18 protein-coding genes are annotated in these 21,499 nt (G+C 41.4%); 11 read left to right on the top strand and 7 right to left on the bottom strand.

Annotation, left to right across the window (positions count from 1 at the left end):
* Window position 1: 1 nt before the first annotated feature.
* The 3 genes from yidD to rpmH all read right to left on the bottom strand — a co-directional run bounded on the left by yidD (window position 2) and on the right by rpmH (window position 967).
* The gene (yidD, locus tag ISP07_RS19120; protein ID WP_054563758.1) at window positions 2-274 is read right to left on the bottom strand and encodes a membrane protein insertion efficiency factor YidD; all 273 of its coding nucleotides are present in this window, start codon (window positions 272-274) and stop codon (window positions 2-4) included.
* 128 nt (window positions 275-402) lie between these two features.
* Window positions 403-825, bottom strand: coding sequence for a ribonuclease P protein component (gene rnpA, locus ISP07_RS19115; RefSeq protein ID WP_058583673.1), 423 nt, complete (start codon window positions 823-825; stop codon window positions 403-405).
* Between the two features lie 7 nt (window positions 826-832).
* Window positions 833-967: a 50S ribosomal protein L34 gene (gene rpmH / locus ISP07_RS19110; RefSeq protein ID WP_008488847.1), complete on the bottom strand. Its 135-nt coding sequence runs from the start codon at window positions 965-967 to the stop codon at window positions 833-835.
* A gap of 506 nt (window positions 968-1,473) precedes the next feature.
* Between rpmH and dnaA the strand changes: the two genes are divergently transcribed.
* From dnaA to ISP07_RS19075, 7 genes are all read left to right on the top strand, one after another.
* Complete coding sequence (dnaA, locus tag ISP07_RS19105) at window positions 1,474-2,871, top strand: chromosomal replication initiator protein DnaA (RefSeq protein ID WP_058583674.1); 1,398 nt, start codon at window positions 1,474-1,476, stop codon at window positions 2,869-2,871.
* A gap of 13 nt (window positions 2,872-2,884) precedes the next feature.
* Entirely contained in the window at window positions 2,885-3,988 is a 1,104-nt protein-coding gene (dnaN, locus tag ISP07_RS19100) for a DNA polymerase III subunit beta (protein WP_054563760.1), read from the top strand.
* 6 nt (window positions 3,989-3,994) lie between these two features.
* Window positions 3,995-5,089 carry a DNA replication/repair protein RecF gene (gene recF, locus ISP07_RS19095; RefSeq protein WP_054563761.1) on the top strand — a complete coding sequence of 365 codons (1,095 nt, stop codon included), beginning with the start codon at window positions 3,995-3,997 and terminating at the stop codon, window positions 5,087-5,089.
* A 12-nt stretch (window positions 5,090-5,101) separates the two neighbouring features.
* Window positions 5,102-7,528 carry a DNA topoisomerase (ATP-hydrolyzing) subunit B gene (gene gyrB, locus ISP07_RS19090; protein WP_054563762.1) on the top strand — a complete coding sequence of 809 codons (2,427 nt, stop codon included), beginning with the start codon at window positions 5,102-5,104 and terminating at the stop codon, window positions 7,526-7,528.
* A gap of 141 nt (window positions 7,529-7,669) precedes the next feature.
* Window positions 7,670-8,569 (top strand): glycine--tRNA ligase subunit alpha, encoded by a 900-nt coding sequence (glyQ, locus tag ISP07_RS19085; RefSeq protein ID WP_054554789.1) that lies wholly within the window; start codon window positions 7,670-7,672, stop codon window positions 8,567-8,569.
* Between the two features lie 8 nt (window positions 8,570-8,577).
* Complete coding sequence (gene glyS / locus ISP07_RS19080; protein ID WP_209328575.1) at window positions 8,578-10,647, top strand: glycine--tRNA ligase subunit beta; 2,070 nt, start codon at window positions 8,578-8,580, stop codon at window positions 10,645-10,647.
* A gap of 61 nt (window positions 10,648-10,708) precedes the next feature.
* Window positions 10,709-11,158, top strand: a complete 450-nt coding sequence (locus tag ISP07_RS19075; protein WP_054554787.1) for a hypothetical protein — start codon at window positions 10,709-10,711, stop codon at window positions 11,156-11,158.
* A gap of 212 nt (window positions 11,159-11,370) precedes the next feature.
* On the opposite strand, the gene ISP07_RS19070 is transcribed toward ISP07_RS19075, so the two are convergent.
* The 4 genes from ISP07_RS19070 to fadB form a co-directional block, all read right to left on the bottom strand.
* Window positions 11,371-11,895, bottom strand: coding sequence for an REP-associated tyrosine transposase (locus ISP07_RS19070; protein ID WP_209328574.1), 525 nt, complete (start codon window positions 11,893-11,895; stop codon window positions 11,371-11,373).
* Window positions 11,896-12,030: 135 nt separating this feature from the next.
* Window positions 12,031-12,270, bottom strand: coding sequence for a sulfurtransferase TusA (gene tusA, locus ISP07_RS19065; protein ID WP_054554785.1), 240 nt, complete (start codon window positions 12,268-12,270; stop codon window positions 12,031-12,033).
* 153 nt (window positions 12,271-12,423) lie between these two features.
* Entirely contained in the window at window positions 12,424-13,590 is a 1,167-nt protein-coding gene (gene fadA, locus ISP07_RS19060; RefSeq protein WP_209328573.1) for an acetyl-CoA C-acyltransferase FadA, read from the bottom strand.
* A gap of 5 nt (window positions 13,591-13,595) precedes the next feature.
* Window positions 13,596-15,755, bottom strand: coding sequence for a fatty acid oxidation complex subunit alpha FadB (fadB, locus tag ISP07_RS19055; RefSeq protein ID WP_209328572.1), 2,160 nt, complete (start codon window positions 15,753-15,755; stop codon window positions 13,596-13,598).
* A 195-nt stretch (window positions 15,756-15,950) separates the two neighbouring features.
* Here fadB and ISP07_RS19050 point away from each other — a divergent pair, with 195 nt between their 5' ends.
* The 4 genes from ISP07_RS19050 to ISP07_RS19035 all read left to right on the top strand — a co-directional run bounded on the left by ISP07_RS19050 (window position 15,951) and on the right by ISP07_RS19035 (window position 21,476).
* Complete coding sequence (locus ISP07_RS19050; RefSeq protein WP_054554782.1) at window positions 15,951-17,837, top strand: transglycosylase SLT domain-containing protein; 1,887 nt, start codon at window positions 15,951-15,953, stop codon at window positions 17,835-17,837.
* 93 nt (window positions 17,838-17,930) lie between these two features.
* Window positions 17,931-19,253 carry a Xaa-Pro dipeptidase gene (gene pepQ, locus ISP07_RS19045; RefSeq protein WP_209328571.1) on the top strand — a complete coding sequence of 441 codons (1,323 nt, stop codon included), beginning with the start codon at window positions 17,931-17,933 and terminating at the stop codon, window positions 19,251-19,253.
* A gap of 58 nt (window positions 19,254-19,311) precedes the next feature.
* Window positions 19,312-19,929 (top strand): YigZ family protein, encoded by a 618-nt coding sequence (locus tag ISP07_RS19040; protein WP_209328570.1) that lies wholly within the window; start codon window positions 19,312-19,314, stop codon window positions 19,927-19,929.
* A gap of 95 nt (window positions 19,930-20,024) precedes the next feature.
* Window positions 20,025-21,476: a TrkH family potassium uptake protein gene (locus tag ISP07_RS19035; protein WP_054554779.1), complete on the top strand. Its 1,452-nt coding sequence runs from the start codon at window positions 20,025-20,027 to the stop codon at window positions 21,474-21,476.
* Window positions 21,477-21,499: the final 23 nt, after the last annotated feature.

The following is a 21,499-nucleotide window of genomic DNA, read 5'->3' as shown; positions in this document are numbered from 1 at the left end:
CTTATTTCTCGTGTTGGTGGTTAATATGATTTTTTGCCGGTACGGGATCATCCCCACCAGCATGTAAAGGGTGGCATTTTAATATGCGTTTAACAGCTAACCAACTGCCTTTTACACTTCCATGCAAATTAATTGCTTGAATAGCGTAACTAGAGCAGGTTGGATTAAAACGACAATGCGGGCCTAATAGTGGGCTTATCCATTTTTGATAGCCGCGTATTAGCATGACTAAACAGCGCTTTGGAATAGCAACAAGTGGTTTAAGTAACCTCATGATGTGTCTGCCCCTGCGTTAATTTAGTCAATGGATACCATGAATTTAAATTCCCATCGTTGAATTTTAAATGCATGATTAAAAGGTGAGCTAAAGATACCTTAATTAAGCCTGTAATTCTATTGCTATCAGGCTTGTTTATTAGATTTAGCTGATTTATTCGGGCGTTTTTTAAATGGTGGTGGTTTAGGTGCACCGGGCTTGCAGCGTTCGTTAATTTTTCGCCACAATTTATTTAGTTGCTTTGTTAGCTCTTCGTTTGACTGTTCATCAATACCACTTTTAACCATAAGCACAATATCAATGTTATCGAGTTTATGTTGATTTAAACGGAAACTTTCGCGAGCAAGTCGTTTAATTCGATTACGTTGACAGGCTTTTTTAACGCGTTTTTTTGCGACCGTGAGACCTAATCGAGGATTAGTTTGGTCATTACGTTTAGCTAATAGGGTAAAGAAAGGAGTCGCAGCGCGTGCTGGTTCATTAAAGATTCGAGAGTAATGCGAGGGAGTTAACAGACGTAACTCCCTGCTGAAGCTAAAGTCTTCCACTTATATATTAAGCAGAAAGAACTTTACGGCCTTTAGCACGACGACGAGCTAATACTTTACGGCCATTTGCTGTTGCCATACGAGCACGGAAACCGTGTGTACGTTTGCGTTTTAAAACGCTAGGTTGAAAAGTTCTTTTCATAACAATTCCATCCGATCGGTTAAGGTTAAAACATCCTATGCAGGTCGCGATCCTGGCACAGGTGCCATTGCGAGCGCGAGATATTATAGATGAAGACAACAAAAGTCAATCATTAAAACGCTGCAGAGGCCGTAATTATAAAGGATCCTTTTAGCTGATCATATAGGATCATCATAAATAAGAAGTTTTCCACAGCCTCTGTATAAAAAGTGAATAAAAGCTTGGGAAAAGCCAATTCGATCGTAGAATTTGATCGCGATCTGGCTGCAGATTTGTTATGATCACTGTTCGAGCTTAAAAAATAATTTTCTTAAAAATCAGTGTTTTATTGTTTTATGTTGCTGAGATCATATTTTTCATAAAAATCAATCTTGTACTTGTGGATAAAGTACCTTCATAATAGTCGGTCTGGGCCAAGAAAGTTGGTCAAAGATTAGCAATAAATGTTTGATTTTCCATCATTAAAGATGAACGGGAATAAAAATTAAATCTCTGGGAGTTTAACTGTGTATCTGTCGGTTTGGCAAAGTTGTTTATATGTATTGCAAGATGAATTGCCTTCACAGCAATTCAGTATGTGGGTAAGACCACTTCAAGCAGAAAGTACCGAAGATACGTTGACTATATATGCACCTAACCGTTTTGTTTTGGATTGGGTGAGAGAAAAGTATTTAAACCGTATTAATGAACTACTCGTTGAAATTTGTGGTGATGAAGCACCTGAATTACGTTTTGATGTTGGTAGTAAACCTATTTTAAATGCCCAAGTGGCATCTGCACCGGCTGCAGCAGAAACAAGCGCATCTGTTCCACAACAAACTGCTGAAAAGCAACAGCCAAAACCTGAAAAAGCAGCGGTCGAACCTGCACCAAAATCAGGCTATAAATCAAACATTAAAGAAAATTACACCTTTGATAGCTTTGTTGAAGGTAAATCAAATCAATTAGCAAAAGCTGCAGCAACTCAAGTTGCAGATAACCCAGGTTCAGCATTTAACCCTGTATTTATATATGGTGGTACGGGCTTAGGTAAAACTCACTTATTACATGCTGTTGGTAACGGTATTATGGCTAATAAGCCAGACGCGAAAATTGTTTATATGCACTCAGAGCGATTTGTGCAAGACATGGTTAAAGCGCTACAAAATAATGCCATAGAAGAATTTAAACGTTATTACCGAAGTGTTGATGCATTGATGATCGATGACATTCAATTTTTCGCTAATAAAGAACGCTCACAAGAAGAGTTTTTTCATACCTTCAACGCTTTACTTGAAGGAAATCAACAGATTATCTTAACTTCAGACCGCTATCCTAAAGAGATAGAAGGGGTTGAAGATCGCCTTAAATCACGTTTTGGCTGGGGCTTAACCATTGCTATTGAGCCACCAGAACTTGAAACCCGCGTTGCTATTTTGATGAAAAAAGCGCAGCAAAGTAAAATCAATTTACCTCACGAAGTTGCCTTTTTTATCGCGAAAAAATTACGCTCAAATGTGCGTGAATTAGAAGGGGCGTTAAACCGCGTTATTGCTAATGCAAACTTTACTGGTCGTCCGATTTCAATCGACTTTGTAAAAGAAGCGCTACGTGACTTACTTGCGCTGCAAGATAAACTGGTAACGATAGATAATATTCAACGCACTGTTGCTGAGTATTACCGTATTCGTGTGTCAGATTTACTCTCTAAACGTCGTAGCCGTTCAGTAGCAAGACCACGTCAAGTGGCCATGGCATTATCAAAAGAACTTACAAATCACAGTTTACCTGAGATTGGCGACGCCTTTGGTGGTCGTGATCACACAACTGTATTACACGCTTGTCGTAAAGTTAAATCACTCCGTGACGAAAGCCACGAAGTGAAAGAAGATTATCAAAACTTAATAAGAACCTTGTCATCTTAAGGCCGACTTTATTATGCAAATAACAATATCAAGAGAGCAATTTTTAAAACCTTTAGTTCAAGTGTCTGGTGCGATTGAGCGTAAGCACACCTTACCGATTTTATCGAACGTACTGTTAGTTGTTGAAAACGGACAACTTTCGATGACGGGTACTGATCTTGAAATTGAGTTAGTGGCGAGTGTGTTTGTCGGTGAAGATACCACAGATACGCAACTCACTTTACCAGCTAAAAAGTTACTCGATATTTGTAAAAGTTTACCTGATGGCTCAGACCTTACGTTAAGTAGCCAAGATCATCAGTTACTATTAACAAGTGGTAAAAGCCGTTTTTCTTTAACTACGCTGGCCGCTGAAGATTTTCCGAATCTTGAGCAGTGGGATGGTGAAGTTGAATTTCAACTAACGCGTTTAGAACTGCGTAAGCTTTTAGAAAGCACGCATTTTTCTATGGCGAATCAAGACGTCCGTTATTACTTAAACGGTATGTCATTTGAAGTTGATAACGCAGATATCAAAACAGTGGCTACAGATGGTCACCGTTTGGCAATTGCACAAAAGCAATTACCACAGTCTTTAAATACACAACGTCAGTTAATTATTCCACGTAAAGGTGTACAAGAAATTATGCGCCTAATGGTGGCTGATGATGAACTAGTAACCATTCAATTTGGTGCTAACCATATTCGTATTATTGATACTGAGTTTACATTTACTAGTAAACTAGTTGATGGTCGTTTCCCTGATTATCGTCGAGTATTGCCACGTGGTGGTGATAAAGTGATTACTGCTAACCGTGAATGGTTGCGCAGTGCTTTCCAACGTGTGTCTATTTTATCGAATGAAAAATTCCGTGGTGTACGTTTAAATCTGTCTGAAGGTTTATTAAAAATTACAGCAAACAACCCTGAGCAAGAACAAGCTGAAGAGGTGGTTGAAGTAATGTACCAAGGCGGCGAACTTGAAATTGGCTTTAACGTTTCTTATGTGCTTGATGTACTTAATACATTAAAAACAGAAGATGTAACCTTTACGCTTGCAGACTCTAATAGCAGTGCGCTAATTGAAGGTGCAGGTGACGAAGAAGCTATGTACGTTGTAATGCCGATGCGCCTATAAGCTTATATGAGTTTAAGTCATTTAAGCCTCAATAATTTTCGGAATATTGAGGCGCTGACACTTGAGCCGGTTAATGGCATAAACATTATCTATGGCGAAAATGGCAGCGGAAAAACCAGTCTCCTTGAGGCGATATATTTCCTTTCTCACGGTAAATCATTTCGTACCGCCAAACATAAAAATATCATTCAGCATCAACAAGACAAGTTTGTGATTCATGGGCGCAAAGCGTTGCATGATTTGTCTATTCCGATTGGTATAAGCAAAAACCAAGCGGGTGAAACGTCTTTAAAGATTCAGGGAAAAACGAGCCGTAAAATCTCTGAATTAGCTCAACTAGTGCCGGTGCAAGTTATTACTCCAGAAAGCTATTCGTTGTTTTTTGGTGGCCCAAAAGAGCGTAGAAAATTTCTCGATTTAGGATTGTTCCACGTGGAACATGACTTTTTTTACTTGTGGCAGTCTTTTAATAAAGTACTGAAACAACGTAATGCTTTATTAAAAAGTAAACCTCGAGATTATTTCGAACAGATCAAGTTTTGGGATAAAGAATTTGTTAGACTAGCTGAACAAATAAATAATCTAAGAATCGCGTATATAAGTAGGTTTAAGCAGCAGTTTTTTGATAAAATGTGTGCAGAATTAACGCTTGTAAGCGATTTAGAAATTAACTTTCATGCGGGCTGGAAAGAGAGTGAAACGCTCTCAGAGGCGCTTGAGCAAAGCTTTGAACGTGATGCCAAACAAGGTTTCACAAGTAAAGGTCCGCATAAAGCTGATTTTAGTTTTAGTGTTTCTGGTAACAGTGTAGAAAATACATTTTCTCGCGGTCAATTGAAGCTCTTGCTTTATGCGTTAAAAGTAACGCAAAATAGCTTAATTGAGTCAGAAACAGATAAGCAATCTATATTGCTAATAGATGACTTACCTTCAGAACTGGGTGAAGATACAAAAGAAAAAGTGGGTCAGCTTTTGACTCATTGCGATTCGCAACTTTTTATCTCATCAATTTTATCTGAAAGTATTTCTGCTGTGGTGGAACCCATGCAACGAGAACTAAAAATGTTCCACGTGAAACATGGCAACCTAATAACAAGATAAGTGGGATTAACCATGTCTGAGAATTACGATTCGTCGAGTATTAAAGTACTTAAAGGATTAGACGCAGTAAGAAAGCGTCCAGGAATGTATATAGGGGACACCGATGACGGTACAGGCCTACACCACATGGTGTTTGAGGTTGTTGATAACTCTATCGATGAAGCCTTAGCTGGTCATTGTGATGATATTTTTGTAACGATTCACTTAGACGGTTCAGTCTCTGTAAGAGATAACGGTCGTGGTATTCCTACATCTATTCACGAAGAAGAAGGTGTTTCAGCGGCTGAAGTTATCATGACGGTACTTCACGCTGGTGGTAAGTTCGATGATAACTCATATAAAGTATCAGGTGGCTTACACGGTGTAGGTGTTTCGGTAGTAAATGCACTATCTGAAAAGCTACAACTAACCATTCGTCGTGAAGGAAAAATTCACCAACAAACATATACTATGGGTGTACCAGATGCGCCATTAGCAATAATTGGTGACGCAACAGACACAGGTACTGAATTACGTTTCTGGCCAAGTGGTGAAACATTCACTGACCTTAACTTCCACTACGATATTTTAGCAAAACGTTTGCGTGAGCTTTCGTTCTTAAACTCTGGTGTAAGTATTATTCTTACTGATGAGCGCGAAGAATCTAAGAATGACCACTTCAAATATGACGGTGGTATCCAAGCATTCGTAGAATATCTAAACCGTAACAAAACACCTGTACATAAAAGTGTTTTCCACTTTACCCATGAGCGTGAAGAAGACGGTATTAGTGTAGAAGTTTCAATGCAGTGGAACGATGGTTTCCAAGAAAGCATTTACTGTTTCACAAACAACATTCCACAACGTGATGGTGGTACGCACTTAGCTGGCTTTAGAGCAGCATTAACACGTACGCTAAATAACTACATGGAAAAAGAAGGCTTTAACAAAAAAGCGAAAACAACAAGCAATGCAACGGGTGATGATGCTCGTGAAGGCTTAACTGCGGTTGTAAGTGTTAAAGTTCCTGATCCTAAGTTCTCATCACAAACTAAAGACAAACTAGTATCAAGTGAAGTTAAGTCTGCTGTAGAACAAGCAATGGCAGAAAAACTAACAGAGTTCTTATTAGAAAACCCTGTTGATGCTAAAACAGTTGTTGGCAAAATTATTGATGCAGCACGAGCTCGTGAAGCAGCACGTAAAGCACGTGAAATGACACGCCGTAAAGGTGCAATGGATTTAGCTGGTTTACCAGGTAAATTGGCAGACTGCCAAGAAAAAGATCCAGCACTTTCTGAACTATACATAGTGGAGGGTGACTCTGCAGGTGGTTCAGCTAAGCAGGGTCGTAACCGTAAAAACCAAGCTATCTTGCCACTTAAAGGTAAGATTCTTAACGTAGAAAAAGCACGCTTTGATAAGATGCTTTCTTCTCAAGAAGTCGCAACTCTAATCACTGCATTAGGCTGTGGTATTGGTCGTGATGAATATGACCCAGAAAAGCTACGTTATCATCGTATCATTATCATGACCGATGCGGACGTGGATGGTTCTCACATTCGTACCTTACTACTGACTTTCTTCTACCGTCAAATGCCAGAGATTGTAGAAAAAGGCTTTATCTATATTGCGCAACCACCACTTTATAAAGTGAAAAAAGGTAAGCAAGAACGCTACATTAAAGATGACCCAGCGCTTGTTGATTACTTAACATCATTAGCATTAAACAATGCTGCACTTTATACAAGCGAAGGTGCATCTGCACTTGAAGGTGAAGAGCTAGAAAGAATCGTTCACGACTATCAAAATACAGTTAAAGTGATTGAGCGCTTAAAACGTAAATATCCAAACTCGGTTATGGAACGTTTAATTTATCAAAGCGAAATTACCGAAGCTGATTTAGCAGATGAAGCAAAAGTTAAAGAGTGGACTAATACTCTAGTTGACGACTTAATTGCACGTGATGAAGATGCAACTATCTTCCATGCGGGCACTGAGCACGATACTGAGCGCAACATGTATTATCCTGTTGTGAACATTCGTCAACATGGTGTGGATAAAGCTCATGTACTAAACCATGACTTCATCACATCGCGTGACTACAAACGCATTGCAGCGACAGGCGTAAACATTGCTAACTTACTTGAGGAAGGGGCATATGTTCAACGCGGTGAGAAAACTCTTGCTGTTGATAACTTTGTGGATGCATTAGAGTGGTTAATCAATGAATCGAAGCGTGGCCTTTATATTCAACGCTATAAAGGACTCGGTGAGATGAACCCTGATCAGCTTTGGGAAACCACTATGGACCCAGATGCTCGTCGTATGTTGAAAGTAACAATTGAAGATGCAGTAGCGGCAGACCAATTGTTTGCGACTCTAATGGGTGACCAAGTTGAGCCGCGTCGTGACTTCATCGAAACGAATGCGCTACGTGTAGTTAACCTAGACGTATAACGCGAAATTAAGAATTTAAAAGGAGCCAACTGGCTCCTTTTTTTATTGCTGAAAAAGCACAAACTGCTTAAAACCTTACTGCACACAAGGTATACTGAGAGCAATTTTCAGACTAAACGCACCAGATACTATAAGCCAAATATGCAAAAATATGACGTTAAAACCTTTCAAGGTTTGATCCTGGCTTTACAGGACTATTGGGCACAGCAAGGCTGTGTGATTGCTCAACCACTCGATATGGAAGTGGGAGCAGGGACATTTCATCCGTTAACTTTCTTAAAGTCAATTGGCCCAGAGCCAATGTCGAGCGCGTATGTTCAACCATGCCGCCGTCCAACTGATGGTCGTTATGGTGAAAACCCGAACCGTTTACAGCATTACTACCAATTCCAAGTAGTATTAAAGCCATCACCAGAAAACATCCAGGAGCTTTATTTAGGCTCTTTAGCTGCCGTTGGTATCGATACACTAACTGATGAAGTTCGCTTCGTAGAAGACAACTGGGAGTCTCCTACATTAGGTGCATGGGGCCTAGGTTGGGAGATCTGGTTAAACGGCATGGAAGTAACTCAGTTCACTTACTTCCAGCAAGTAGGTGGCTTAGAGTGCTCACCAGTAACCGGTGAAATCACTTATGGTCTTGAGCGTTTAGCTATGTATATTCAGGGCGTAGATAGTATCTATGACCTAGTATGGGCAGACGGTCCTATGGGTCGTGTGACATACGGTGATGTATTCCATCAAAACGAAGTAGAGCAGTCAGCTTATAACTTCGAACAAGCGGATGTTGAGTTCTTATTTGCACAGTTCGATCACTGTGAAAAAGAAAGCGAAAAGCTAATTGAAGCAGGCTTACCATTACCAGCTTATGAGCAAGTAATGAAAGCATCACATGCGTTTAACTTATTAGACGCTCGTCACGCTATCTCAGTAACAGAACGTCAACGTTATATCTTACGTGTTCGTGCTTTATCTAAAGCATGTGCGCAAAGTTACTATGATGCCCGTGAAGCTCTTGGTTTCCCGCTTTGTAAGGATTAAGAATTAGCATGTCAGCAGAAAATTTATTAGTAGAAATTGGCACAGAAGAGTTGCCACCAAAAGCACTTCGTAAACTTGCTGAGTCGTTTGCTGAGAACTTAGCAACTGAGCTTGCAAGCTTAGAATTAAATCACCAAGGCGTTAACTGGTACGCATCACCACGTCGTTTAGGCTTACGTGTTAGTGCACTTGAAGCAAAACAAAGTGACAAGGTTGTAGAAAAGCGTGGTCCTGCAGTTGCAGCAGCTTTTGATGCCGATGGTAATCCAACTAAAGCAGCAATGGGTTGGGCGCGTGGTTGTGGTATCGATGTAAGCGATGCACAAACACTTGAGACAGATAAAGGCGCTTGGTTATTACATAAAGCACAGGTTGAAGGCCAAGCAACTACATCGCTTATGAGTAATGCTGTGAACAAAGCACTTGCTAAATTACCTATCCCTAAACCAATGCGTTGGGGGGCAAATAAAACACAATTTATTCGCCCTGTGCACACAGCGACTATCTTATTTGGTAGCACGCTAATTGAAGGCGAAATCCTTGGTAAGCAAGTTGGCAACCAATTACAAGGTCACCGTTTCCATCATCCAGAAAAAGTAACAATCAACCACGCTGATGATGTGTTTGATGTGCTGAAATCTGCTTACGTTGTCGCAGACTTCGAAGCGCGTAAAGCACAAATTCGTGAACAGATTGAAGCAGCAGCTAGCGCTGTAAATGCAAAAGTAGCGATGGATGAAGACTTACTTGAAGAAGTAACATCCTTGGTTGAATGGCCAGTAACGCTGACTGCAACATTCGAAGAAGCATTCTTAGATGTTCCTTCAGAAGCGCTTATCTATACCATGAAGGACGACCAAAAGTACTTCCCGTTATTAGACCAAGATGGCAACTTACTTAACAAGTTCCTATTTGTTTCTAATATCGAAAGTAAAGATCCAAGCGTGGTCATAGCCGGTAACGAAAAAGTTGTTCGTCCTCGTTTAGCGGATGCGCAGTTCTTCTACGAAACAGATAAGAAGAAAACGCTAGAGAGTCGCTTAGAATCGCTAGATACCGTTTTATTCCAAAAGCAACTTGGTACGCTGAAAGATAAATCTGAGCGTATTAGTGAACTTGCCGGTTACATTGCTGAGCAATTAGGAGCCGATGCCGAGCTGGCTAAGCGAGCAGGTTTATTAAGTAAAACAGACCTAATGACCGAAATGGTTATGGAGTTTACCGACGTACAAGGTGTAATGGGTATGCATTACGCTCGTCACGACGGTGAAGCTGAAGAAGTTGCACTCGCGCAAAATGAACAATATATGCCTCGCTTCGCGGGCGATAACTTACCAACAAATGTGATCAGCTGTGCGGTCGCAATTGCTGATAAGTTTGATACGCTGGTGGGTATTTTTGGTATTGGTCAAGCGCCAAAAGGCGACAAAGACCCATTTGCACTTCGCCGTGCAGCAATTGGTGCATTACGCATCATGGTTGAAAAATCATTACCGCTAGATATCTTAGACCTTGTTGCTAAGTCACAAACATTATTCGGTGAAAAGCTAACAAACCTAAACGTATCAACAGATGTGTTTGAGTTTATGCTAGGTCGTTTCCGCGCATGGTATCAAGATGAAGGTATCGAAGTTGATGTCATTCAAGCTGTGCTAGCTCGTCGTCCAACTAAACCAGTTGATTTCGACCGCCGTGTTAAAGCGGTAAGTCACTTCCGTACATTAGACGCAGCAGAAGCGCTTGCAGCAGCAAATAAACGTGTAAGCAATATCTTGGCTAAAAATGACATCACAACACAAGGTGATGTAAATGAGAGCCTATTAAGCGATGATGCAGAGAAAGTATTAGCATCACACGTTGCTAAGTTTGCAACTGAGCTTGCACCTCTGTATGCAAATGGCGATTACCAAGAAGCATTATCACAACTTGCGGGTATCCGTGAGAGTGTTGATAACTTCTTCGATAACGTCATGGTAATGGCAGATGACGAAGCGGTTAAACAAAACCGTTTAGCATTGTTAAGCCAACTAAGCCGTCTGTTTTTAGATATTGCTGATATTTCTGTACTTCAGAAGTAAGCAGTAGCCAATTAATAAAAGCCAGCTCTGTGCTGGCTTTTTTGTAGCATAAGGAACAGTAATGAAACGTGTAATTACTTTAGCATTAGCAGGCTTATTAACAGCCTGTTCTAGCCAAATGCAAATGCCAAGCATTGACGATATTCTGCCAAGCAAAGAGCTTGACCGTACTATGTATTTACGTGGTGATTTCACCTTGTGGGATGCGGAGCCGCAGTATCAATTAGAGCAAGTTGCACCGGGCATATTCCAAACCGACGTTAAGTTTTCAACACCTGGTAAGGTTTATGAATTCAAAGTAGCGGATGCTGATTTTAGTGAAGGCTATAACTGTGGTTACAGTGATATGGACCCTGCAGGTCAATCATTGGTTCTAGGCCAAGCCGCCAATGCAGACTGTAATACCATCTACAATTATTTCAGCTTTAAACCCGCTGCAAAAGGCGTATATGTAGTGAGCTTTGATTACCGCAATAGTAATCAACCAAAAGTGACAGTAACTCGAAAGTAAAGCTCTGTGCTGGTAGGTTGGGTAGAGCGGAGCGAAATCCAACGCATACACTCACCTTGAAGGTTAGCTGGGGTATCTAGCTCTGCAACGGATTAGCTATCGGGAGTGTTCGATATATCGCAGAAAATAAGTACCTCTAACACGTTGGGTTTCGTTGCTCTAAACTCAGCCTAAACTGATTAGGTTAGATCAAAGCGAAACCCAACCTCTCATCAATCTTCATATAGATTAAATGCGATATCTAACTCATCATCTGACAAATTAAAAGCAGATGACTTACTCAATTTCCTATAAGATGAAAATGGCCAGTCTTCAACTTGATTCACGTATTTATGTTTAACAGGGTTGAAGTAAATATAATTAATATGGTTCACTAGGTCTTGCTCGTCCTTTATATAATGCTCCCAATACCGTCTCTGCCAAATACCTCGTTCACATTTCTGAATACGGCTAGGCGATTTATGCTCGCAATTATTTAGTTGTCTAGAAAAATTAGACTTAATTAACCGCCACCGTTTTGCATAATCACAATCCCCAGCAGGTAGTTGCCAAATAGCGTGTAAGTGATCTGGAAGAATGACAATGGCAAGCGTTTTAAAAGGATGTGACTTAGCCACACTTTTATAAGCTGAACGTAGCAAAGTGATGTTTGAAGTTAAAAGTGCTGAGTTTCTTTGCGCAATCGCTAGAGTAAAGAAATAGGTGCCACCGGGGATTAATACTCTTCTGTATCGCATACATTCATCCTTGAATGTTAAATGATAAGAGTAGCTTAATTTCGATTAAAAGTTGAATTTCACGAACTTTAATTTGTTGCCATCATCTTGCGATAACGTTGGGTTTCGCTTCGCTCTAACCAACCTACGAGCTCGTTATAAACCTTTCTTCACCAAGTATCGATACGGTGCTTGTTCTACATCTTTAGCTACAAGTGTGTGATCCATAAAAGTACAAAAGCTTGGGATATCGCGGGTGGTTGATGGGTCGTCGGCGATGATAAGTAAGGTTTCGCCATCTTTCATTTTTCGTACTGCACCACGCACCATCATGACAGGTTCTGGACATCGAAGGCCAAGTGCATCTAATTGGTGATCGGGATTATCAAAACTCATGGCTGACCTTTTAGGTGAAAGAGACGATTAATAAGCGGCTATTTTAACTTTCTATTGCCGCCAGTTTCAATAACCGAAAGCAAAGCAAATAAAAAAGGCGCACTGAGCAAGTCAGTGCGCCTTTTTATCACCAAGATGTTTGGTGTGAGCTTGTTATTCTACGCGCTCAAATACAGTTGCAATACCTTGGCCTAAACCAATACACATAGTTGCTAGGCCGTATTTAGCGTTCTTGTCTTCCATTAGGTGAACAAGCGTTGTGCTAATACGTGAACCAGAACAACCAAGTGGGTGACCAAGTGCAATTGCACCACCATTTAGGTTAACTTTTTCATCTACCACATCCATCAGACCTAGGTCTTTTAATACTGGTAGAGATTGTGCTGCAAAGGCTTCGTTAAGCTCTGCAACATCGATATCGTCAATACTGATACCTGCTTGTTGAAGTGCTTTTTGCGATGCAGGAACAGGGCCGTAACCCATGATTGATGGATCGCAACCTGCAACAGCCATTGATTTAATACGTGCACGAATTGGTAAACCAAGTTCTTTTGCTTTTTCTTCGCTCATTACAAGCATTGCTGATGCGCCGTCAGAAAGTGCAGAAGAAGTACCTGCGGTTACGCTACCTGATGCTGGATTGAATACAGGGCGAAGTTGCGATAAACCTTCAACAGTTGTCTCAGGACGGATTACTTCATCGTCTTCAACTAAGATTAAAGAACCATCTGCATCGTGACCTTCCATTGGCAGGATTTCACGACGGAAACGACCTTCAACAGTTGCTGCGTGTGCACGTTGGTGTGAACGGTAAGCAAATTCGTCTTGTTGCTCGCGGCTAATGCCGTGCAGCGTAGCAAGGTATTCTGCAGTTAAACCCATTACGCCAGCAGCTTGTGCTACAGACGTTGATAAACCTGGGTGAAAATCATTACCGTGAGTCATAGGTACGTGACCCATGTGCTCAACACCACCAATGATGTAGGTATCACCAGCGCCAGTCATAATAGCGCGTGCTGCATCGTGTAATGCTTGCATTGATGAACCACATAAACGGTTAACTGTGACAGCTGGTACTGAGTGAGGGATACCGGCTAGTAGTGCTGCGTTACGAGCAATGTTAAAACCTTGCTCTAAAGTTTGTTGTACACAGCCCCAGTAAATATCATCAATTGATGCTGGATCAACGGCTGGGTTACGGTCTAACAAACCTTTCATTAAGTGAGCACTTAAATCTTCCGCACGCTTGTTTTTGAATACGCCGTTCTTTGAACGACCCATTGGTGTGCGGATACAATCTACGATTACTGGATTATTCATGTTTCTTATCCTTCCACCTTATAGAATACACGGCCTTCTTCGGCCCACTTGCGAGTTTCATCTGATACTTGGTAAATCGCACCTAAGTGAGCGTATTTATCTGCTGTTGCAACAAAGTTCGCTAAACCAGTTTGATCTAAGTAACGGAATGCACCGCCTCTAAATGGAGGGAAACCAATGCCGTAAATTAGCGCCATGTCAGCTTCTTGTGGTGACGCTACGATACCTTCTTGTAAACAAAGTAGTACTTCGTTGATCATCGGGATCATACAACGGTCAATGATTTCTTGTTTATCGAAGTCTTTAGGTGCATCAGTGATAGCACTGAGTAACTCTGTTGCTGTAGCATCTTTTGCTTTTTTCAAGCGACCACGACGGTCTGGCGCGTATTGGTAGAAACCAGCACCATTTTTCTGACCAAAGCGTTTTTCGTTTGCAAATACAGTAACAGGGTCTTTATCTTGGCGAGCCATACGCTCAGGGAAACCGTCAGCCATTACACCAGTACAGTGGTAAGCTGTATCGATACCTACAACATCAAGAAGATAAGCAGGGCCCATTGGCCAGCCAAATACATTTTCCATTACTTTATCTACTTTACTGAAGTCAGCACCTTCAACAACAAGCTTGCTAAAACCTGCAAAGTAAGGGAATAGTACGCGGTTTACAAAGAAACCAGGACAGTCGTTTACAACGATTGGTGATTTACCAAGCTTTAATGCGTAATCAACAACGGCATTAATTGTTGCTTCTGATGTTTTTTCACCACGAATGATTTCTACTAATGGCATTTTTGGCACTGGGTTAAAGAAGTGCATACCACAGAAGTTTTCTGGTTTCTCAAGCGCCGATGCTAACTCGTCAATACGAATTGTTGAGGTATTTGAAGTTAGGATAGTGCCCGCTGGTAAGTCTTTTTCAAGGCCCGCAAGAACAGCTTGCTTCACTTTAGGGTTTTCAACCACGGCTTCAACAACGATGTCTGCGCTTTGTAGGTCCGCATCGTTTAGCGTTGGTTTGATCTTGCCTAAGGTAGCAACCATCTTATCCATCGCCATATGGCCACGTTGTACTTTTTTGCCAAGTAGCTTAGATGCTTCGCCCATACCTAAATCAAGTGCATCTTGGTTGATGTCTTTCATGATAATAGGTGTGCCTTTATAAGCAGACTGGTATGCAATACCACCGCCCATAATACCTGCACCTAATACAGCAGCTTGTTTGATCTCAAGCTCACTGTGTTTAGCTTGCTTCTTCGCTTTACCTTTAATGTATTGGTCAGCTAAGAAAATACCTGTTTGCGCAGCAGCTTCGCTTGTTGCTGCTAATTTAGCAAAGTTAGCGTTTTCAATCGCCATTGCTTCAGCGCGTTCACAGTTTGCTGCAGCTTTGATTGTTTTTACAGCCATAACAGGTGCTGGGTAGTGACCTTTTGTCTGACCCATTACCATGCCTTCCGCCATCGCAAAGCTCATACCTTGCTCAACACGGTTCATTTTCAGTGGCTGTAATTTTACTTGTCGTTTTGCTTGCCAATCTAGCTTGCCAGCAATTGCTTGCTCAAGTGTTGCAATACTTGACTCTAAAAGTTTGTCAGCACTAACTACTGCGTCAAATGCACCTACCTTTAGGGCATCAGCGGCGCGGTTTTCTTTACCTGTAGTGATCCATGTCATCGCATTATCAGCGCCAATAAGGCGTGGAAGGCGAACTGTACCACCAAAACCAGGCATAATACCTAGTTTAACTTCAGGTAGGCCAATTTTAGCGTTAGAGCTAGCAACGCGGTAATCGGTAGCAAGTGCCCACTCACATCCACCACCAAGCGCCATGCCGTTTACAGCACTTAGCGTTGGGAAAGGTAAATCTTCAATTGCATCAAAAACGTCAGTTGCATTTTTGATCCATGCAACAAGTTCTTCTTGAGGCTTAGTGAAGGTAGGTAAAAATTCGAAAATGTCGGCACCGATAATGAAATGATCTTTATCGCTGGTGAACACCATGCCTTTGATATCTGAGTTTGTTGCCAATTCTTTTAATGCTAAAGCGCAATCTTGCAAGGTTTGCTGCGAAAGTTTATTTACTGAGCCGTCTGCACAGAACTTAAACTCGGCGATGTTGTCCTTGATGAAAGCAACTTCAAATGAATCGCTTTTATATAACATTATTATTCTCCCTAGTTTATTAACTAAGACTGGTACGATGAGTTTGCATTTCAATCAGTGTGCTTGCTTTAAAATGAAAATGCAACGAAAAATTTACTACGCTTTATCGTGATTGGTTAAAATATAGCTGGTTTGGTGCTAAGGTGTAGCAGAAGTTTTTTGTTATTAATTCTTTAATTTTTGTTAAAGGTCATCATGAAAAAACAACTCCTTGGTTGGACAGCTGCCGCATTACTTTTTCCTTTTTTTGCAGCTGAAGCCAACGATAAACATGACGCTTTTTTAAAAGCAGAAAAAAAGGCGCGTTACGGTGATTATCAAGACATGAAAGAGGCGGCAAATGGGCTTGATCACCCATTGAAACCTTATGTCGAAAAGGCTTATTGGCAACGAAATCCAAGCCTTAAACACCAGACCGAAATCGAGGACTACCTCAATGTTTACCAAAACACGCCATTAGAGTGGCCTGTGCGTAAGGCATGGCTTAATTATTTAAAAAAGTATAATAAAAAAGCGGCTTATATTCGTAACTACCGCGAAACAAGCAATAACGAATTAACTTGTCCTTATTTAAGTTTTCAATTGGACTTAGGTGCCCCTGAAAAAGCCATCATGAACCAAGTAACAGATTTATGGGTGGTAGGAAAATCTCAGCCAAAAGAATGTGATGAGTTGTTCTCACTTTGGAAGAAAAAAGGCTACCAGACCGAAGAGCGAGTTTGGCAGCGTATTAGCTTAGCTGCTGAAGGAGGCTCATCGAGTTTAATTCCATATTTAAAGACATTATTGCCTCGTGCTGATCAATATTTAGCTGATTTATATTTAAAGGTACGCAAAGACCCAAGTGCTTCGGCGGGTCTTTATCGTTATAAGAAAAAGTCTGCTAAAGAAGGGCAAATCGCGATTTATGGTGTGAAGCGCTTAGTATGGCGAGATAAAGACCTTGCATTACGTGCATGGGAAAAACTCGAAACCATGTTTAATTACACTGACGAGCAAAAAGCAGACGTTTACTACAGCTTTGCGTTATCGCTTGCCTCAAGCGGTCATCAACAAGCACGCTTTTGGTTAAATAAGGTGCCTAAAGAACGCCAAACTCAAAAGTTAATGCAATGGCAACTTGGTAATATGCTAGAGAGGCAAGATTGGTCTGGCATAGTGGCGTTTTTCACAGGTAAAGAAAACTTGAGCCTTGGTCAGCAATATTGGCTGGCGTATAGCTTAAATCAACGTGGTGAAGTCGAACGTGCTCGTGAGATTTGGCAAACAGTGGCTAAAGAGCGTGACTATTACGGCTTTTTAGCGTCTGCACGCTTAGGTGTTCCGGTTAGCTTAAATAATAAAGAAATTAATATAAGTAACAAGTTAAAGCTTGAGGTGGCCAATGCCCCTGGCTTTAAGCGCGCTCGCGCTTTGTATGAGCTTGAGCGTTTTACTTCTGCGCGTCGTGAATGGAATTATTTAACGGATACATCAACCAAAGAAGAAAAGCTCGCCGCGTCTTTGCTTGCTGCTGAACTTGATTGGTATGACAGTACCATCTACACCTTAGCGCAAATAAAAGAGTGGGACTATGTCGACTTACGTTTCCCATTTGCATTTAAGAATGTGTTTGCCACTTATAGTAGTCGTAGCCATATTGATGTCGCTTGGAGCATTGCAATTTCACGCCGTGAAAGCTCTTTTGCACCGGATGCGCGTTCTCATGCCAATGCCCATGGTTTGATGCAGTTGTTACCAAGCACTGCTAAATATATGAATAAGAGCTCGGTATCACGAAAACAGTTATATCAGCCTCGTACTAATATTCGTCTTGGTAGTGAGTATTTGCAGTATTTGAAAAAGAAAAATCATGGCAACGAAATCCTAGCAACGGCTTCTTATAATGCGGGCTACCATCGTATTAAACGTTGGATCCCAGAGCAAGCTATGCCAGCAGAGCTGTGGATTGAGTTAATTCCTTACACAGAAACACGAAACTACGTTAAAAACGTGTTTGCTTACAGACAGGTTTATCACACTCGATTAGGACGCGATGGCAATGTTCTAGCGCCAATCCTTGATATGTCGATGGGTGGTTAAACTCGATTTGCCACACTATCCTCCCTTAGTTGGGGGATAGTGCTGGCTATGATAGACTTCTAACAAGTTAAATTTACTAAAGATGGGTTTACTATGGATAAATTAGCGGTGCTATACGCCGAACATATTGCAACCTTGCAACAACGCACTCGTACAATTACAGAGCGTGAAGGTTTAGAAGGGTTAGTAATTCACTCAGGTCAGGCTAAACGTCAGTTTTTAGATGACATGTATTATCCGTTTAAGGTGAATCCGCAATTTAAAGCTTGGTTACCAGTGATCGACAACCCACATTGCTGGATTGTGGTTGATGGGGCATCTAAGCCGAAACTAATTTTTTATCGTCCTGTCGACTTTTGGCATAAAGTGCCTGACGAACCACGTGATTTTTGGGCTGAGTATTTTGATATTGAATTATTAGTACAGCCAGATCAGGTAGAAAAACTGCTTCCTTATGATAAAGCTAAATATGCTTATATCGGTGAATATTTAGAAGTAGCGCAAGCACTGGGCTTTAGCATTATGAATCCAGAGCCAGTGATGAACTACTTGCATTTTCATCGTGCTTATAAAACACAATACGAGCTTGAGTGTTTACGACAAGCTAACCGTATCGCAGTAGATGGCCACAAAGCAGCACGTGATACGTTTTTTGCTGGTGGTTCAGAGTTTGATATTCAGCAAGCTTACCTCATGGCTACCCGCCAGAGTGAAAACGAAATGCCTTACGGTAATATCGTTGCACTAAATGAGAACTGTGCAATTTTACATTACACGCATTTTGAACCTAAAGCGCCGCAAACGCATCACTCTTTCCTTATTGACGCTGGTGCAAACTTTAATGGTTATGCTGCTGATATCACACGTACTTATGACTTTAAAAAGTCAGGTGAATTTAGCGACTTAATTAAAGTAATGACTGAGCATCAAATCGCTTTAGGTAAAGCATTAAAGCCAGGTCTGTTATACGGTGAATTGCATTTAGAATGTCACCAGCGTGTAGCGCAAGTACTAAGCGACTTTAATATTGTGAAATTACCAGCCGCTGAAATTGTGGAACGTGGTATTACGTCGACGTTCTTCCCGCATGGTCTTGGTCACCACCTTGGTTTACAAGTTCACGATATGGGTGGCTTTATGGCTGATGATACAGGTGCGCACCAAGCACCGCCGGAAGGTCATCCTTTCCTACGTTGCACTCGCTTAATCGAAAAGAACCAAGTATTTACTATTGAACCTGGTTTATACTTTATCGACTCGTTACTAGGTGACCTTGCGCAAACTGACAACAAGCAGTTTATTAACTGGGAAAAAGTTGAAGCGCTTAAGCCATTTGGCGGTATCCGTATTGAAGATAATATTATCGTTCATGAAGATAGCCTAGAAAACATGACGCGTGATCTACACTTAGATTAACGATAAAGGTTCGTGAATATCGGGGCCAGTAGGCCCCATTTTTTTTAGATAAGCAATTATGTCTGAATACCAATATCCGGCTGAGCCGGTTTTTTACCAAGAAGAAATCAAAAAAAGCACCTTTATTGTGCATATTGCCCACACCCCAGATCTTGCGGCAGCAAAAGCCTTTATAAAAGAAATTCAAGATAAATACAGCGATGCTCGTCATAATTGCTGGGCACATGTTGCGGGTAACCCCGGTGGCAGTCATGTGTATGGCTTTTCTGATGATGGTGAACCCAATGGCACAGCAGGTAAACCAATGCTCAATGTATTAACTGGCTCTGGTATTGGTGAAATTACAGCGGTGGTAACCCGTTATTTCGGGGGCATCAAGCTTGGTACAGGTGGGCTTGTGCGTGCTTACGGCGGTAGTTTAAATAATGCCATGCGTGAGCTTAAAACCATTACCAAGGTACCGAGTATTGAGCTGATAGGTCAAAGTGATTACAGCGTACAAGGTGCAATCGAGCAGTTATTAAAAAATCAGTATCAGGTGCTTAATATCGAAAAACAATTTGCAGAGAACATCACTTGGCAAATTGAAATCGATAGCCGTCTGGCAGAGCAAGCGATTGCTGATATCCATGAATTGACTCATGGCGGAGTGAGCCTAAAAGTCAGAAAAGTTTGAAATGTAAAAATAATACATTCCGTTTACTTACAATTAAGCCTGTAAGACAATAAACTGTATTAGCTAAACATTTAATAAGAAAGCGATACGCCTAGATGCAATTTCGTACCATAATAAAAATTCTCGGCCAGCTGGTGGCGTTATTTAGTATCACTATGGTGCCACCGGCACTGGTGTCTTTGATCTACAAAGACGGTGGTGGTGTGCCATTCGTTCTCGCTTTTATCTTTAGTGTTGTAATTGGTTTAGCGGCTTATTATCCAAACCGTCATGAACATGGTGATCTTAAAGCCCGTGAAGGCTTCTTGATTGTGGTCTTGTTCTGGTTAGTACTAGGTACCTTCGCTGCGGTGCCTTTAGTGTTCTTACAAGAACCTAACCTCTCCTTAGCTGACTCTGTATTTGAGGCCTTTTCTGGGCTGACAACGACAGGGGCTACCGTACTTACGGGCATAGAATACCTACCTAAATCAGTGCTCTTTTATCGCCAGCAACTGCAATGGCTAGGTGGTATGGGGATCATCGTACTCGCGGTCGCGGTACTGCCTATGCTAGGGGTCGGTGGCATGCAGCTATACCGTGCAGAAACACCTGGTCCGGTTAAAGATTCAAAAATGACGCCGCGTATTGCCGATACTGCAAAGCATCTTTGGTATATCTATGTATCGCTGACCATTGCCTGTACGCTTGCATACTGGGCTGCAGGGATGGATTGGTTTGATGCGATCTGTCATGCGTTCTCTACGATTGCGATTGGCGGCTTCTCTACCTACGACGCATCAATGGGGCAGTTTGATAGCCCATTAATTAACTTTATCTGTGTCGTGTTTTTGCTGATTGCAGCCATTAACTTTTCGCTGCACTATGCAGCTGTATCTTCACGCAATATTCGTGTTTATTTACGCGACCCTGAATTCAAAGTGTTTTTATTGATTCAATTAGCCTTAGTTATTGTCTGCTTTACTGTGCTGTCATCAAATAATATTTATGCCGATGGTGATGAGACTCTCGACCAAGCCATGTTCCAAGCGGTTTCAATGAGTACAACCGCGGGCTTTGCGACTGATAACTTCTCAGCATGGCCGCTGTTCCTACCTATTTTACTTATCTTTTCAAGTTTTATTGGCGGCTGTGCCGGATCTACCGGTGGTGGTATGAAGGTCGTGCGGGTGTTCTTACTTTACTTGCAAGGTATTCGTGAACTTAATCGTCTAGTGCACCCGAGGGCTATTTATTCAATTAAATTAGGCCGAAAAGCACTCCCAGATAAAGTTGTAGAAGCCGTTTGGGGCTTTTTCTCTGCCTATGCGTTAGTGTTCGTCATTATTATGTTGGCGCTGATGGGCACCGGTATGGATAACATCAGTGCATTCTCAGCAACCGCTGCTTGCTTAAATAACTTAGGCCCTGGTTTAGGTGAAGTCGCTGCTCATTACGGCGCGATTTCTGATACGGCAAAATGGCTACTTACTATTGCGATGGTATTTGGTCGTTTAGAAATATTTACTTTATTAGTGTTATTTACCCCAACGTTTTGGCGAGGGTAAACGGTGGATAACTCTCTAGGAAT

Source organism: Pseudoalteromonas sp. PA2MD11, assembly GCF_017808125.1.
In the GTDB taxonomy this organism is placed as follows: Bacteria; Pseudomonadota; Gammaproteobacteria; order Enterobacterales; family Alteromonadaceae; genus Pseudoalteromonas; species Pseudoalteromonas simplex.
This window is presented reverse-complemented; position numbering and strand designations above follow the sequence as displayed.